The sequence below is a fragment of the Acinetobacter sp. TR3 genome (assembly GCF_027105055.1).
Taxonomy (GTDB): Bacteria; Pseudomonadota; Gammaproteobacteria; order Pseudomonadales; family Moraxellaceae; genus Acinetobacter.
In genome coordinates this window covers 1,622,504-1,637,318 of the sequence record NZ_CP114264.1, presented here as the reverse complement: position 1 = coordinate 1,637,318, position 14,815 = coordinate 1,622,504, and the positions used below count along the sequence as shown (strand labels likewise).

General features: G+C 37.4%; 16 protein-coding genes and 1 pseudogene. 13 read left to right on the top strand and 4 right to left on the bottom strand.

The window, feature by feature from the left end; translation table 11 throughout:
* Window positions 1-17 precede the first annotated feature (17 nt).
* The 3 genes from O1449_RS07710 to O1449_RS07700 all read right to left on the bottom strand — a co-directional run bounded on the left by O1449_RS07710 (window position 18) and on the right by O1449_RS07700 (window position 2,934).
* Window positions 18-287, bottom strand: a complete 270-nt coding sequence (locus O1449_RS07710; RefSeq protein ID WP_004662096.1) for a YARHG domain-containing protein — start codon at window positions 285-287, stop codon at window positions 18-20.
* Between the two features lie 685 nt (window positions 288-972).
* The gene (locus O1449_RS07705; RefSeq protein WP_269239641.1) at window positions 973-1,845 is read right to left on the bottom strand and encodes an NAD(P)-dependent oxidoreductase; all 873 of its coding nucleotides are present in this window, start codon (window positions 1,843-1,845) and stop codon (window positions 973-975) included.
* 9 nt (window positions 1,846-1,854) lie between these two features.
* Window positions 1,855-2,934: an alpha/beta fold hydrolase gene (locus O1449_RS07700; protein WP_269239640.1), complete on the bottom strand. Its 1,080-nt coding sequence runs from the start codon at window positions 2,932-2,934 to the stop codon at window positions 1,855-1,857.
* Between the two features lie 134 nt (window positions 2,935-3,068).
* Between O1449_RS07700 and O1449_RS07695 the strand changes: the two genes are divergently transcribed.
* From O1449_RS07695 to aroC, 12 genes and pseudogenes are all read left to right on the top strand, one after another.
* Window positions 3,069-4,256 (top strand): O-succinylhomoserine sulfhydrylase, encoded by a 1,188-nt coding sequence (locus tag O1449_RS07695; RefSeq protein ID WP_269239639.1) that lies wholly within the window; start codon window positions 3,069-3,071, stop codon window positions 4,254-4,256.
* 11 nt (window positions 4,257-4,267) lie between these two features.
* Window positions 4,268-4,597: a YbaB/EbfC family nucleoid-associated protein gene (locus tag O1449_RS07690; RefSeq protein WP_087537101.1), complete on the top strand. Its 330-nt coding sequence runs from the start codon at window positions 4,268-4,270 to the stop codon at window positions 4,595-4,597.
* 66 nt (window positions 4,598-4,663) lie between these two features.
* Window positions 4,664-5,260, top strand: a complete 597-nt coding sequence (recR, locus tag O1449_RS07685) for a recombination mediator RecR (RefSeq protein WP_005160191.1) — start codon at window positions 4,664-4,666, stop codon at window positions 5,258-5,260.
* 274 nt (window positions 5,261-5,534) lie between these two features.
* Window positions 5,535-6,677 carry a ribonuclease D gene (locus O1449_RS07680; RefSeq protein ID WP_269239638.1) on the top strand — a complete coding sequence of 381 codons (1,143 nt, stop codon included), beginning with the start codon at window positions 5,535-5,537 and terminating at the stop codon, window positions 6,675-6,677.
* A 183-nt stretch (window positions 6,678-6,860) separates the two neighbouring features.
* Window positions 6,861-7,121, top strand: a complete 261-nt coding sequence (locus tag O1449_RS07675; RefSeq protein ID WP_269230442.1) for a YcgL domain-containing protein — start codon at window positions 6,861-6,863, stop codon at window positions 7,119-7,121.
* A complete protein-coding gene (locus O1449_RS07670; protein WP_256415531.1) occupies window positions 7,114-7,500 on the top strand; it encodes a hypothetical protein in 387 nt (128 codons plus the stop codon). The genes O1449_RS07675 and O1449_RS07670 overlap by 8 nt, the downstream gene beginning before the upstream one ends.
* A gap of 37 nt (window positions 7,501-7,537) precedes the next feature.
* Complete coding sequence (locus O1449_RS07665) at window positions 7,538-8,389, top strand: AAA family ATPase (protein ID WP_269230363.1); 852 nt, start codon at window positions 7,538-7,540, stop codon at window positions 8,387-8,389.
* Between the two features lie 12 nt (window positions 8,390-8,401).
* Entirely contained in the window at window positions 8,402-9,589 is a 1,188-nt protein-coding gene (locus O1449_RS07660; protein WP_269230364.1) for a vWA domain-containing protein, read from the top strand.
* Window positions 9,590-9,625: 36 nt separating this feature from the next.
* Window positions 9,626-9,742: pseudogene (locus tag O1449_RS07655) on the top strand (hypothetical protein); the annotation flags it as partial.
* A 144-nt stretch (window positions 9,743-9,886) separates the two neighbouring features.
* Complete coding sequence (prmB, locus tag O1449_RS07650; protein ID WP_269239637.1) at window positions 9,887-10,900, top strand: 50S ribosomal protein L3 N(5)-glutamine methyltransferase; 1,014 nt, start codon at window positions 9,887-9,889, stop codon at window positions 10,898-10,900.
* Window positions 10,901-10,911: 11 nt separating this feature from the next.
* Entirely contained in the window at window positions 10,912-11,277 is a 366-nt protein-coding gene (locus tag O1449_RS07645; RefSeq protein WP_269230366.1) for a hypothetical protein, read from the top strand.
* A 15-nt stretch (window positions 11,278-11,292) separates the two neighbouring features.
* Window positions 11,293-12,384 carry a chorismate synthase gene (gene aroC / locus O1449_RS07640; RefSeq protein WP_269239636.1) on the top strand — a complete coding sequence of 364 codons (1,092 nt, stop codon included), beginning with the start codon at window positions 11,293-11,295 and terminating at the stop codon, window positions 12,382-12,384.
* 67 nt (window positions 12,385-12,451) lie between these two features.
* On the opposite strand, the gene O1449_RS07635 is transcribed toward aroC, so the two are convergent.
* Window positions 12,452-13,681, bottom strand: a complete 1,230-nt coding sequence (locus O1449_RS07635) for a GGDEF domain-containing protein (protein ID WP_269230368.1) — start codon at window positions 13,679-13,681, stop codon at window positions 12,452-12,454.
* A gap of 343 nt (window positions 13,682-14,024) precedes the next feature.
* Here O1449_RS07635 and O1449_RS07630 point away from each other — a divergent pair, with 343 nt between their 5' ends.
* Window positions 14,025-14,771: a TenA family transcriptional regulator gene (locus O1449_RS07630; RefSeq protein WP_269239635.1), complete on the top strand. Its 747-nt coding sequence runs from the start codon at window positions 14,025-14,027 to the stop codon at window positions 14,769-14,771.
* The last annotated feature ends 44 nt before the right edge of the window (window positions 14,772-14,815 follow it).

The following is a 14,815-nucleotide window of genomic DNA, read 5'->3' as shown; positions in this document are numbered from 1 at the left end:
ACTTAAAAATAAGGCTTTTATTTGCAATTTAATTCTTTTTGACGCTCTTTAATTTCATCTAAGCGTTGTTGCTCTCTGTCAGAAAATTTAGGCTTTGTTGTATGGCAGTTTTCATTACCATATTTAGCCTTGGCATCTGCATCTTTAAAACAAAATCCTTTAGATGCATAGATGAGATTATAGTCATCTTGCAACTTTTTACATTCTTGTTCTGGTGTAGCTGCTTGAAGGTTAAAACCTGTAAGGCTTACCAATCCAGCAAAAACTGCAACCGCAAACTTATTCATGAGGTATTCCTCTAGTTAAAAGGCATGAACTCAAAGAAATTAAGAAAATATGTCTATTTTCACGATTTGACTTAAGTTCAACTACTAATATACGGTTTATCAATGAAATTTCAATGAAACTGTATTATTGGAGTGTAATTTTTATCCATAATTCATTCACACAACACATAAATATCTTATATATCAATAGTTTATATTAAAAGTCATTAAAAACTAATTATAGAGATTTTAATCTTACTTTTTCATAAGTTAGAGAAAATAGCTATAGTACAAAGAATCAGTGTTTTAAAATAGAATCTAATAACGGCAAAAATCATCCAAAGAATTTCTAAATTGTCATATAAATTTAAGTATATTATTGTATGCTTATTGCAATTACTGAGAATGATTCTTCTTTTTGGGGTGGTGACTGTGAGATTGAATGAAAAAGTTGCTGCAATCGCTTTTTATGCAATTCTTGTCGTATCCATCATAATATTCGGTTTTGGGATTACATTTAAAGACAATATGATTATTGTAATTGGTATATCATTGTTTATGTGTGCATTTCTAGTGAAATCAGAATTTAAATTAGAAGTGTTATTTTGGAAAATCGCTAACTAAAGTTAGATTAAGATAGGAGAATAGGGCTACTATAATATAACAACCTGTTCTCCCATTCCAACTCACCTATACCTTGAGCTTTTTACTTTAGTATAATTTTCGTCCACTCTTCATAAATTTTGACAGCAGAAGAAAAGTCACTATTCGGTTCTGCAGTAAGGTTTGCTGCTTGAATCAAACTCTGGGTTAAGGCGAGGATAGGCGCTGGAAGCTTTGCATCATGTACTAAGTCTAAGGCAATCCCTGTATCTTTTGCCAATAAGGGCAAGGCAAAGGTGCATGGAAATTCACGACTCAACACACGTTGAGGGAAGATATTTTCCGTCACGAGACTTTTGCCACTAGAAGCATTAATACAATTCAAAGCTGCATCTAGGTTTACACCATGCGCCTTTAATGTGGTAAATCCCTCGGCAACTGACCATAAATTGACAGCAAGCAACATATTGTTGATGGCTTTTACTGCAAAGCCTGCACCTGAATTGCCGACATGCTGAATCAATTTTCCAACGGCTGCCATTGCAGGATAGGCACGTTCAAAAGCATTAATGTCGCCACCTACCATAACCGTAAGTGTTGCATTTTCTGCACCAATGGTTTGTCCGCTAACAGGTGCATCGAGAAAATCGATATTTTGTATTTTTAATCGCTCTGCTAGACGGCGCGCTGCCTCAGGAACACCACTGGTGCAGTCAATCCAGATTGCTCCCGATTTAATCTCAGCACCATCAATCAAGGCTTCAACATCTGCACTGGTTGGCAGACATGAAAATATAACATCTGCCTGTACTGCCTGAGCTAGTTCAACCGCCGTGGTTCCATATTCTGTTGCATGTTGTTCAGCCTTACTAAAGTTTCGATTCCAAACGTAAACTTTTTCGAAATGCTTGGGTAGATGGGCTGCCATACGATAGCCCATAGCACCTAAACCGATGAATGCAACAGATTGAGTCATAGTTTACCTTTATATTGGAGTTGAGCGTTCTGATAACCAAGTTGTCAGTGTTGGCCAGAACTCAATTGAACTATTTTGACTAGACATTAAACCTAAGTGCCCGCCAGGTATCAAAGTAAACGTGACATCTTGACTATTTGTCAACTGTGTTAAAGGAAAAGCAGCCTCAGAAGTAACAAGTTGATCGCTTTTACCTGCACCTACCAATAAAGAACAATTGATGTTCTTCAGTTCAATCGTCTCATTCTTGAGTTTGATTGCGCCATGCTTCAATGGATTTTGTAGCCATACATTAAACAGCATGTCCTGATTGATACCACCTGGATAGTCAATCATGTTATTCAGGAAATGGCTGAGTGTGGCATCTTCCTGAACCAGCTTGAGATTATCAAGATTTTTGAGCAATTGAATATTGCCATCAATCCAACCCTTAGGATCTAACAATTTAAAACCTAATGAGTTTAAAAAACCAGGTGAATGAATCATCAACTTAGGTAAACGGTTATAGATATAATCTTTGATGGTTCGGTTACGCGTCGTAATATATGCCAGTGTTTTATATAATTTTCCGATATAACCCGATGCATAACTATCAATCGGGCTACCTAAAACAATTAAATTTTTAACCGCATTTGGCTTGTGTCGAGCAGTGTAAAGTGTGACAAAAATTCCAGCCATACTCCAACCATGCAAAGAGATTTTTTCAGATTTAGAATGCTTTTGAATCGCCTCAATACAACGTGGAATAAATTTATCTATAAATGATAAAAAATTCACTTGGTAGTTTTTGTAAGTCAACTTACCCCAGTCAATTAGATAAACATCAAAACCACTTTCTTGAAAATGTTTAATCAAAGAGCGGTATGGATATAGATCATAAATATCCATGTTGATGGCAAGAGGAGCTGTAAATACCAATGGCTCTTTGTAACGTTTGTTCTCAGAAGCATAAAAACGAACACGAGTTTGTTTAAATTCAGCAATCACTTGATAAGCTGTCGATTGTGACAATACAAGCTTATCTGCATCGAAGACACGCATAGCCAGATGTTTAAAATTTATTTTTTGCTGTTCTACAAGTGATTTCATCTTTGAAAGTCTCATCATGAGTCAAGATTGCACGAAGTCTAAGCGATAATTTCATCTTATGCCTTGACCTTAAATACGTTAGGCGCTCAAAATGTTGGCATATTTAAACACCTGATCATAAGGCATACAAAACGATGAATCCAAGCGATGATTTAGAATACCAACTTGAAACACTGGCTATTCGCACAGGGCATGATCGTACCTTTGAAGGGGAACATAGTGAACCTATCTTTTTAACATCTTCGTTTGTTTGCGAAAGTGCCGCAGATGCTGCTGCAAAATTTTCTGGGCAAATCGCAGGAAATACATACTCACGTTATACCAATCCAACAGTGCAAGCTTTTGAAAAACGTTTAGCAATATTAGATGGTGCAGAGCGTGCAGTTGCGACCAGTTCTGGTATGGCTGCTGTACATGCGATGTGTATGGCATATTTAAAAGCTGGCGATCATGTGATTTGTTCTCGCGCAGTATTTGGTTCAATCATTGCTTTATTTGAAAAATATGTTGCTAAATTTGCTGTAGAAGTGACTTTTGTCGATTTGGATGATCTTGAAGGCTGGAAACAAGCGATTCGTCCAAATACACGTATTCTCTTTATTGAAACACCCTCGAATCCTTTGGCACAGGTTGGTGATATGCAAGCAATTGCAGATATTGCCCATGCCAATGGCACATTATTTGCTGTAGATAACTGTTTTTGTACACCAGTATTGCAACAACCGATTAAGTTTGGTGCTGATTTGGTTCTTTATTCAGCAACAAAATATATTGATGGTCAGGGGCGTGCATTAGGTGGTGCAGTTGTTGGTAAAAACGATTTACTTGAAGAAGTTAATGGTGTAATCCGTACTTTGGGTAATTCAATGAGTCCATTCAATGCATGGATTTTCCTCAAGGGCTTGGAAACACTCAGTATCCGTATGAAAGCGCACTGTGAAAATGCACAAATACTTGCGGAGTGGTTACACCAACATGAAAAGGTTGAAAAAGTGTATTACGCAGGTTTGCCTGACCATCCTGGGCATGAATTAGCCAAAAAACAGCAAAAAGGTTTTGGCGGTGTTGTATCTTTTGTCGTAAGAGGCGAACGTGAAGGTGCGTGGACGGTTATTGATAATACGCGCTTCTTATCGATTACCAGTAATTTAGGCGATGTTAAGTCAACAATTACCCATCCAGCAACCACCTCACATGGTAGAATGTCGCCTGAAGCCAAACAGGCTGCAGGAATTGAAGAAGGCTTAATTCGTGTTTCTGTTGGTTTAGAAGATATTAATGATATTATTCGCGACTTATCACGCGGTTTAGATTTAATTTAAGAGAGAAACTTATGAACATTAATATGCTCATGCAGCAAGCTCAGCGCATGCAAAAGGATATGGAATCCAATATTAAAAAAGCCAAAGAAGAGCTTGCAAAAACAGAAGTTCACGCTGAGGCGGGCGGTGGTTTGGTTAAAGTAACTATGACTTGCCGTAATGTCGTTAAGCGTATCGAAATTAGCCCAGACTTATTACAAGATGAAGCTGATATGATTGAAGATCTGATTGCTGCTGCGATGAATGATGCAGCACGTCAAGCCGAAGCTATTTCTGAAGAAAAACTTCAAGGTGCGAATTCAGGTATGGGCTTACCACCAGGTTTATCTGGTTTATTCTAAGCCAAAAGTCTCTAAGTCTTTTGGTGAGGCTTAGAGAACCTTTTTTATAAATAATAGAGTTGATCTGTGTTTAGTGAACGATTTGAACAGCTAGTTCAAGCATTGCGTATTTTACCAAGCGTTGGTCCAAAATCTGCACAACGGATGGCATTACATTTGTTGATGAAAAATCGTGAAGGTGCTTTTGCATTATCTTATGCATTACACGAGGCTTCGAGCCATATTCACGAATGCCATATTTGTCATTCATTAACTGAAAACGAAATCTGTGACATTTGTGCGTCTGTAGAAAGAGATGAGCAATTGCTTTGTGTGGTTGAATCTCCAGCTGATGTCATGGCAATCGAACAAAGTGGAAGCTTTAGAGGTAAATATCATGTACTTGGTGGTCATTTGTCTCCATTGGATGGAATAGGTCCTGAAGAAATTGGTATTCCATATTTGATTCAACGATTAAGCCAAGGACAGATTGAAGAAGTAATTTTAGCAACTAATGCCACCGTGGAAGGTCAAGCGACAGCACATTACTTAGTTGAGGCAACGAAACATTTGCCAATTCACATGACCAGAATCGCACAAGGCGTGCCACAAGGTGGCGAATTAGAATATGTCGATAGTCATACGTTAAGTCAAGCGGTACATAATCGTATGAAGATGAAATAATTTTATATTTATTGTAAATTCATGCTATTAATTTAAACAAATAATTCACTTTTACATTTTGTCTAACATTATTTTAGGTATATTTGCTGTAATTTATGGCAGTATAAGCAAACGAAAAGGATTTTCGTTTTTGATGAATAGAATAGGAGTAATTTCATGTTTTTCATGTGGAATAGTGATTAAATTTTTCTTTGTAGATTTAGTTTCGTTTCAGCAAAAACTGTATTTTTACAGTCGTATTGCTATTGTTTTTTATTATTTTACTTGAGCAAATATGTTTCAGTTCATTCAACAGCAAAAAGACCTTGCTGTTCTCCTCAGTCAAATGGAACAATGTTCTACCTACGCACTTGATACTGAGTTTATTAAGGTTGATACCTTATATCCAAAACTTGGGGTATGCCAGATTAATTGTAATGGTCAAATTGCTTTACTAGATGGAGTAGCACTTGATTTAGAGCAGTTTTGGCAGAAGGTTTTTACTGCACAGCAGAATATCTTTCATGCTTGTGGCGAAGATATTGATTTAATTTATCATTATGCAGATCAAAAACCATTAAAAAATGTATTTGATACGCAGATCGCAATGGCATTTCTTGGTCATGGGCTTCAGGTAAGCTATCAAAATGCATTAAAAACCTGCCTAAATATTGAGATTGATAAAGATCAAACTCGCTCAGATTGGTTGGCACGCCCTTTAAGTCAAGAGCAAATTAATTATGCCGCAAATGATGTCTTATATTTAACAAAGCTAGCTGATACATTAAAACATGATTTACAGCGTAAAGGGCTTTATCAATATGTTTTGGAAGATTGTCAGAATTTAACGAAAGAAATTGCGATAGAAACTCCATTGACAGAACTATATACCGATATTGGTAATTATCGTCATTCACGTCGTGAGTTAATGCAATTACAGCAGCTCAGTATTTGGCGTGAGCAAATTACCAAAGCCATGAATCAACCGCGTAGTTTTGTCCTCAAAAATACAACAATGCTAGATTTAGTGGAAAAAAATCCACGTAATAATTTCCAACTTGCACAAGTTAAAGATATTCGTCCAAATATTGTGCGTGAACATGGCAAAACCATATTGGATTTATTAAAATTTTTACCGCCTGAAGATGAATGGCCATTAAGAATGGCTCGACCTGTTAAAAGTAATTCAAAAGAAGTTGCACCTCAGGTCGATGCTTTGATTGACCGTGTCGTATTTGAGACAGGAATACCAAAAGAAGTCTTGCTACGTAAGAAATGGCTGAATGCAATTTATGAATATGTTGTATTCCATTTAGAAGAGCAAGAGTTGCCGAGTTATTTGTTAGGTTGGCGCTACGATATCTTGACCAAGCCATTGGTTGCATTAATGCGACAAGATATTGAGTATTTGGCGGCCCAAATGAAGTTAGCTAGGTAAAATAGTTCAGCTGTGAAATACGACTGTTGCGTTAACATTCGTTAATGTACCTAGTTTTTTTTTCATGTATGCTGTTTAAAGTCTATTGGAATCTAAATGGCCAATAGTCTCTAAGATTGATAAGAGTTGTGAGTAAACATGCACTGCGATATTTATAGATCAAGCAAAAAAGACGAAATGTATATGTATATTGCTCGTCCAAATTATTCTGCTGATACGGAACAAGAAAATCCTTTTGAATCTGTTCCTGAGACTGTTTTGCAAGCATTTGGCAAAGCAACTTTTGTAATGCATTTGGAACTTCATGGTGAGCGGAAACTTGCACGTGTAAACGTATTGCATGTCTTAGACTCATTACAGACTAAAGGTTTTTTTATTCAAATGCCGCCAGAAGGACTTATTAATCCAAATGCGGTAGCGCCAGAGGGGTTGCGTGGTGCTTGAAACGATAACTGCAATTTGGTCTCACATTCTTTCGCTACTGGAACAATTTCCTGAAGAGAATGTTGCGATTATTGTGTATGTTACAGGTGCAATGATTGCATTATGGTGTTGGTATCGTTTGATGTCACGTATGCCTAATCCAATAGGAGGAATTCTTTGGATTATCGTTTTTGCAATCCTTGCCACACCAACAATTTCTGAAGGTCCCAATTCAGAATTAGCACCTGCTATTTTTGGTTTGATTTTTGGCGTACTCACAAAAGAGCATGTTTTAATCTGGTCAAATTTATCTTTGATTCTCTTTGTCATTGGTACAGGATTATTGATCGGCTTCTGCTGGTCAAAATACAGTGCAAATAAACTTGCACGTTCGGTTTAGATATTCACATAAAGTTAAAGAAAAATAAGGTTTTCAAATGTCTGCTGATACACAACACTTCACTGGTACAGATCAATATATTGCAACTGACAGCCTGAAACTTGCGGTAAAAGCCGCGCGTGCTTTACAAAAACCATTATTGGTGAAAGGTGAGCCAGGTACAGGTAAAACATTACTTGCGGAACAAGTTGCAGAAAGTTTAGGTCTAAAACTAATTACTTGGCATATCAAATCAACCACCAAAGCACAGCAAGGATTGTATGAATATGATGCTGTTTCTCGCTTGCGTGATAGCCAGTTAGGTGATGACCGTGTTTATGACATTAAAAACTATATTAAACCAGGTAAGTTGTGGGAAGCATTTACCAGTGAAGAACGTTGTGTATTGTTGATTGATGAAATTGACAAAGCAGATATTGAGTTTCCGAATGACTTATTGCATGAACTCGATAAAATGTCGTTTTATGTTTACGAGACTGGTGAAACCATTACCGCAACACAACGCCCGATTGTGATTATTACTTCGAATAATGAAAAAGAATTACCAGATGCATTCTTACGTCGCTGCTTCTTTCATTATATTGAGTTTCCTGATGAATCAACGATGCGTGAAATTATCGCAGTTCATTTCCCAAATATTTCAAACACTTTGGTCAGTGAAGCATTGCAAGTGTTCTTTAAATTACGTGAAGTCACCAATTTAAAGAAACCACCATCAACCTCAGAGTTAATTGACTGGTTAAGCTTACTCATGGCAGATGATATGCCTGAAGATGTATTGCGTAATCATGATAAATCAAAAGCAATCCCGCCACTGTATGGTGCGCTGATTAAAAATGAACAAGATGTACAATTACTTGAACGTTTAGCTTTTATGTCACGCCGCTAAGAGTGTAATCACATGTTTGTGCGATTGTTTTACACCTTACGTAAATATGGTGTACCTGTTACAACTCGTGAGCTGATTGATCTTAATCAGGCGGTTGCTTCAGGACTTGTGTTTGCAGATCAGGAAGAGTTCTATCAATTGGCTAAAACAGTTTTAGTCAAAGATGAACGTTTCTTTGATAAGTTCGATCGTGCCATGAAAGATTATTTTGATGGCATTGAAACTTTTGATTTGGACGAGTTACTTAAACAAGTTCACAAGTTACCTAAAGATTGGTTTGACCTTGAATTATTAGAAAAACATCTAACACCAGAGCAACGTGCTGAGCTACAAAAAGCAGGTTCTTTGGAAGAACTGATGAAAATGTTGGAAGAACGTTTACGTGAACAACATAAAAAGCATCAGGGTGGCAATCGAATGGTTGGCACTGGCGGAACTTCGCCTTTTGGTGCTTTTGGCGATCATCCTGAAGGTGTTCGTATCGGTGGGCCGGGGCGTAAACGTTCGGCTGTAAAGGTGTGGGAGCAGCGTAAATACCAAAATCTTGATGATGATCAAGTTTTAGGAACGCGTCAGATGCAAATTGCTTTACGCCGTTTACGTAAGTTTGCTCGTCAAGGCGCGGCTGAAGAGCTCGATGTTGATGGTACTATTCGTGAAACTGCTAAACAGGGTATTTTAGACGTACAGCTTGTGCCTGAACGCCGTAACCGCATTAAAGTACTTATGCTGTTCGATGTTGGTGGTTCAATGGATGCCTATATCGCTGAGTGTGAAAAATTATTTAGTGCTGCGAAGTCTGAGTTTAAAACCCTAGAATACTTCTATTTCCACAATTGTCTTTATGATTATGTGTGGAAGGATAACCACCGTCGTAGCTCAACTCGTATGAATACATGGGATTTATTCCATACTTACGGTCGCGACTATCGTGTCATCATTGTTGGTGATGCCAGTATGGCACCCTACGAACTCAAGTCGGCAGGTGGTTCAGTTGAATACATGAATGATGAGGCTGGAGAAGTATGGTTAAGACGTTTACGTCAGCATTTTGACAAAACCGCTTGGTTGAATCCTGAAATGGAAGGTTACTGGCATTACACCCAGACCATTAACTGGATCAAAGAAATTTTTGAAAATCATATGTACCCAATGACATTAAAAGGCATTGAGGATATGACCCGTTATTTGTCTCGTTAGCGTTTATATGCATACTTTATAAAAATAGGAGGAATCATGGAACATCAAATTAATGGGCTTGCTTTACCAAATGAAGTAGGTTTCTTTGGTAATTTTGGTGGTCAATTTATTCCTCATCATTTAAAAGAAGCAATGGATGCTGATTATGTGGCTGATAAATTTGGACTCTGACTCGTAGATATTGAAATATCAAAATAATGACCGCTTCTGTATAGAGGCGGTTTTTTTTCTGTTAAATAGACGCTAATCCCGTTAGAATAAAGAGTTTTTGCAATTAGCACTTTTGGAGACGCCTAAGTGGAGCGACCTACAATCAGCCCTGAACATTTACAAGAAGCGGCTGAAAACTTAGTAACAATTCGAGATTTTATTCGTTTTGGTGTAACCGCACTTCGTCAATATGATGCACACTTAGGTCAAGGTACTGAAGATTATTTTGCAGAAAGCTCTGCACTTGTTTTGCAAACACTTTCTCTAGAATGGAAAGCTGATGCAGAAATATTAGATGCAAAATTACTCCCAACTGAGAAAGCAGAATTTTTAAGTCTATTAGAACGTCGCATCAATGATCGTATTCCAACCTCATATTTATTAAATTTGGCATATTTCTGTAATAAACCATACTATGTAGATGAACGTGTACTGATTCCGCGTTCGCCAATTGCCGAATTGATCGAACAACGCTTTGCACCATATTGTTTAAATGAAAATGGTCAAATGCTTGAAGCATTAAATAATTTACCAGAAAACACGAATCCGAAAACGCCACAACGTATTTTAGACATGTGTACGGGTTCTGGTTGTATTGCAATCGCTTTGGCATATGCATTCCCAGACTCTGAAGTCGATGCAACTGATATTTCCAAAGAAGCTTTAGAAGTTGCATCAATTAATGCCGAACACCATGATAAGCAATATCAAGTTGCTTTGCTTGAGTCTGATTTATTCTCAAAAATTCCTGCTGAAAATCAATATGATCTCATCGTATGCAATCCACCTTATGTGGATGCAGAAGATATGGCAGATTTACCAGAAGAATTCTTACACGAGCCTGAGCTTGCACTTGCTGCTGGTCAAGATGGTTTAGATTTGGTTCGTAAAATGTTAGCGCAAGCTGCTGAGTATTTGACAGAAGATGGTTTAATCGTTATCGAAGTCGGTAATTCAGAATGGGCAATGCGTCAAAACTTTAATACTGTTGATTTCCATTGGCTTACATTCCAAAAAGGCGGTTCTGGTATTTTTGCTTTAACAGCTGAACAATGCCGCCGTTATAAAGACATCTTTCAACAATCTGTTGAGCAGATCTAGAGTCGTACAAGATGCCAATTGCAGCAATTCTATTAGTAGCTAAACCTGACTTAGATCAAACTAAAATTCAGCAATTTAAAGATGGTTTGATTGCATTAAAAAACAAATGGAATCAGAGTGGGATTGATGCAATTAATTCGGAAGTTTTTAAGCAAGAAATTTGTCAGCAATTTGATCAACTCCTTGTAAATCTTGGATATGGAGAGTTTGATCCTGATGCCGCGGAGTCATTGATTCATAGTCTTTATTTACTTTCAGATCATAAAAGTCTGATTGAATATATTGTCCTGAGTTATCGTCAGCAATGTGATGATGATGTTTTAGGGAATATCTATGAATTAATGCTTGAAGAGATGCACCACAGTTTCGATGAATAAAAGATAGGTTAGAAAATGGCAGGAAATAGTATTGGTCAGTTATTCCGTGTGACGACATGTGGTGAATCACATGGTGCTGGCTTGATGGCAATTGTAGATGGCGTACCACCGGGACTGGAAATTTGCGAGGCAGACTTGCAAAAAGATTTGGATCGCCGTAAGCCGGGTACTTCTAAGTTTGCAACGCAACGTAAAGAGCCTGATCAAGTTGAAATTATTTCTGGTGTTTTTGAAGGCAAAACTACGGGTACATCAATTGGTTTATTGATTCGTAATACAGATCAAAAATCAAAAGACTACGGTAATATTGCCCAAACATTCCGTCCTGGTCATGCTGATTATACCTATACTCAAAAATATGGTTTCCGTGATTATCGTGGTGGTGGTCGCTCAAGTGCACGTGAGACAGCGATGCGTGTTGCAGCGGGTGCGATCGCTAAAAAGTATTTGGCAGAGAAATTTGGTATTGATATCCGCGGGCATGTAACACAGATTGGGAATGAAATTGCAGAAAAGTTAGATTGGGCTGAAGTGCCAAATAATCCATTTTTCTGTGGTGATGTTGATGCAGTTCCTCGCTTCGAGCAATTAGTCACAGCATTACGTGAGCAAGGGACAAGTTGCGGTGCAAAACTTGAAATCGTTGCTGAAAAAGTACCAGTAGGATGGGGTGAACCTGTATTTGATCGCTTAGATGCAGATATTGCTCATGCCATGATGAGTATCAATGCGGTTAAAGGTGTTGAGATTGGGGATGGTTTTGCAGTTGCTGGGCAGTTTGGTCACGAAACTCGTGATGAACTAACCACAGATGGTTTCCTTGCAAATCATGCTGGTGGAATTTTAGGTGGTATTTCAAGTGGTCAAACGATTCGTGTCGCGATTGCTTTAAAACCAACTGCCAGTATTACCACTCCAGGTAAAACCATTACAATTGATCGAAAAAACACGGATGTGTTAACTAAGGGTCGTCATGATCCTTGTGTGGGCGTTCGAGCGACTCCAATTGCTGAAGCAATGTTAGCGATTGTTCTAATGGATCATTTTTTAAGACATCGTGCTCAAAATGCTGATGTTGTAGTTCCATTTCAACCAATTGAGCCATAATTTTGATTTTTCACATACTTGCGACACTTTGGGCGCAAGTATGTTTTTTAATAATAAAAAATTAATCTTATAAAGTCTCAGAAATTACATTTTCACTCGTTGCAACATGATATTGATTTCGACCATTACTTTTTGCTACATACAAAGCATGATCTGCTTTAGAGATAAACTCTGATAGGCTGTCATTAAGATGAGGGGTTGTTGTTGCAACACCCACACTGATCGTTACATATTTAGAGACATTACTTCGAGGATGTGCAATCTCTATATTTCGTACCAATTCCATTAAACGTTGAACTTGTATAAGTGCTTGATCTTTATTCGTCATGGAAAATAAAAGTAAGAACTCTTCACCGCCATAACGTGCAGCAAGATCTCCACTTCGCGATGAGATTGAACCGAGCAAAATGGCAATTCGTCTAAGACATTGATCTCCCTGAATATGGCCTAATGTATCATTGTATAGTTTAAAAAAATCGATATCGATCATCATGATTGTGATAGGAACTTCATGACGGATTGAGCGTTTCCACTCATTTTCAAGCACTTCATCGAGGTATCTACGGTTCGCTAAACCAGTTAAAGCATCTTGTTGAGATAAAATTGAAAGTTGTTGCGCCTGACGCATAAGCTCTAATCGATTTAGTTCGATCATACAGTCTTGTAGATAATTCTCTCTATGTTGCCGATCTATTGCATAAGCTAAAGCCATTCCTAGAAAGCTACTAAAAGTATAAGTCCGATTTAAGTAAGTCCAATCAATTGATCCATTAAACCAAACACTAATGGCAATACCAATTAAACCACCACACCAACCAGCAAACATCGCTGTATAAAATCGCATACCAACAAAGCCATATATAATGACCACGGCATACATCATAGCGGCATGAAAAAGAACGTTATTCTGACCATGTTCCAATACATTAATTAACGTGAAAGTAAGAGCGACGGCACCTGTAGAGCCTAAGCAAACATAGTAATCAAACCATCTGTTCATCGATGGAATGAAAGCAAGTAACCATGCAAAAACAATTATCATGCCCACCCAACCGTAGTACGCGACCCATGCAGTGCGTAGTTCTGTAGGTAGAACCTGATAAGTACCAAAACTTAAATATAAATAGAGGCATAGAATGATTGGTGCACGGTAACGGAATTCATGTGCAGCTTCATTTTTATACTGATCTTTATAAATGACTTCTAATTCTTTAGGAAACCAAACTAAATTTAGTCCGCGAGAAATTAACAAGTCAATTTGTTCTTGCCCCAGTAAGTTGGATGCTTTTAACTTCATCTTATCTCTCATCGCCCCCCAATGTTCTTATAAATGTAAATAGGGATTGTTAACTACGTTACACTGAATTAAATAAAATGTGTATTGGATTATATAAAATTAATAATTTTTTATGATAATCAGATTTTATTGCCAGTATTCTATATTTTTCGGGTGTAATATGAATGTATTAGCAACTAATATAATGATTAAACTTAATAAAATGCTGAACAGATAAAAAAATGTTACAAATTAAATAACAATCATTGTATATTGATTGTATTACGATCAAATCTAGCTATAAAAATAAGCAGCAATCGTGGAAAATGATTGAAATAAGTCATACGAAATAGGATGGATCGAAATGACTGTTACGAAGCAATATGGAACAAAACTAGAAATAACACCTCACTCAGAATGGGCACAACAATTTTGGGATGAACTTGTTCCTGCAAAAGAGCGAGTAAGCAAACACCCTTTATTTTTAGATATGGCAAGCGGTAGCCTAAATTTAGAATGCTTTCGGTCAGCATTATTAAATTTTTATCCTTTGGTTGCTCATTTTCCATCATATATGGCAGGTGCTTTAGCTAAAGCGACGGCTTTTTCTTTAGATGGTGTAACTGAGACTAGAGATTGGTTAATTCAAAATATCAAAGTTGAAGAAAGACATTTACATTGGTATCAAGATTGGGCGAAGGGTTTTGGCATAACGACTGAAATGTTGAATGAAGTTAGACCACCAGTAGCAATGAATGCGGTCAATCATTTTTTATGGGATGTAAATTTTAGGGGAAGTTTGGCCGAGAGTATTGCTGCAACAAATTTAGCAATAGAGTGGGCTACAGGGGATTGGACCATTCATGTATATAAAGGAATACAAGCTTATACAGAAACTCCAGAAGTAAGTATTAATAAAAGATCATTGGCATGGTTAAGAGCTCATGCACACTACGATGATCTACATCCTTATGAAGCGATGGAGCTAATTAAGAGATTATGTGACAAAGATCCGGTTTCTCAGAGAAAAGCTTTTTTAGCAGCGAAAGAAGGCTTGGCTTATTATGAGCTAGCTTTAGATGAGTGCTACAAGTTACAAAATAATAATTAAAAATACCGAATAAGCTGCTACCTAGTTGGGGTGCTAAGTAGCAG

What these genes read in the sequence shown, in the direction of transcription:
- O1449_RS07710 (WP_004662096.1), bottom strand. Translation starts at nt 287, where the DNA reads ATGAATAAGTTTGCGGTTGCAGTTTTTGCTGGATTGGTAAGCCTTACA.
- O1449_RS07705 (WP_269239641.1), bottom strand. Translation starts at nt 1,845, where the DNA reads ATGACTCAATCTGTTGCATTCATCGGTTTAGGTGCTATGGGCTATCGT.
- O1449_RS07700 (WP_269239640.1), bottom strand. Translation starts at nt 2,934, where the DNA reads ATGAAATCACTTGTAGAACAGCAAAAAATAAATTTTAAACATCTGGCT.
- O1449_RS07695 (WP_269239639.1), top strand. Translation starts at nt 3,069, where the DNA reads ATGAATCCAAGCGATGATTTAGAATACCAACTTGAAACACTGGCTATT.
- O1449_RS07690 (WP_087537101.1), top strand. Translation starts at nt 4,268, where the DNA reads ATGAACATTAATATGCTCATGCAGCAAGCTCAGCGCATGCAAAAGGAT.
- O1449_RS07680 (WP_269239638.1), top strand. Translation starts at nt 5,535, where the DNA reads ATGTTTCAGTTCATTCAACAGCAAAAAGACCTTGCTGTTCTCCTCAGT.
- O1449_RS07675 (WP_269230442.1), top strand. Translation starts at nt 6,861, where the DNA reads ATGTATATTGCTCGTCCAAATTATTCTGCTGATACGGAACAAGAAAAT.
- O1449_RS07665 (WP_269230363.1), top strand. Translation starts at nt 7,538, where the DNA reads ATGTCTGCTGATACACAACACTTCACTGGTACAGATCAATATATTGCA.
- O1449_RS07660 (WP_269230364.1), top strand. Translation starts at nt 8,402, where the DNA reads ATGTTTGTGCGATTGTTTTACACCTTACGTAAATATGGTGTACCTGTT.
- O1449_RS07645 (WP_269230366.1), top strand. Translation starts at nt 10,912, where the DNA reads ATGCCAATTGCAGCAATTCTATTAGTAGCTAAACCTGACTTAGATCAA.
- aroC (WP_269239636.1), top strand. Translation starts at nt 11,293, where the DNA reads ATGGCAGGAAATAGTATTGGTCAGTTATTCCGTGTGACGACATGTGGT.
- O1449_RS07635 (WP_269230368.1), bottom strand. Translation starts at nt 13,681, where the DNA reads ATGAAGTTAAAAGCATCCAACTTACTGGGGCAAGAACAAATTGACTTG.
- O1449_RS07630 (WP_269239635.1), top strand. Translation starts at nt 14,025, where the DNA reads ATGACTGTTACGAAGCAATATGGAACAAAACTAGAAATAACACCTCAC.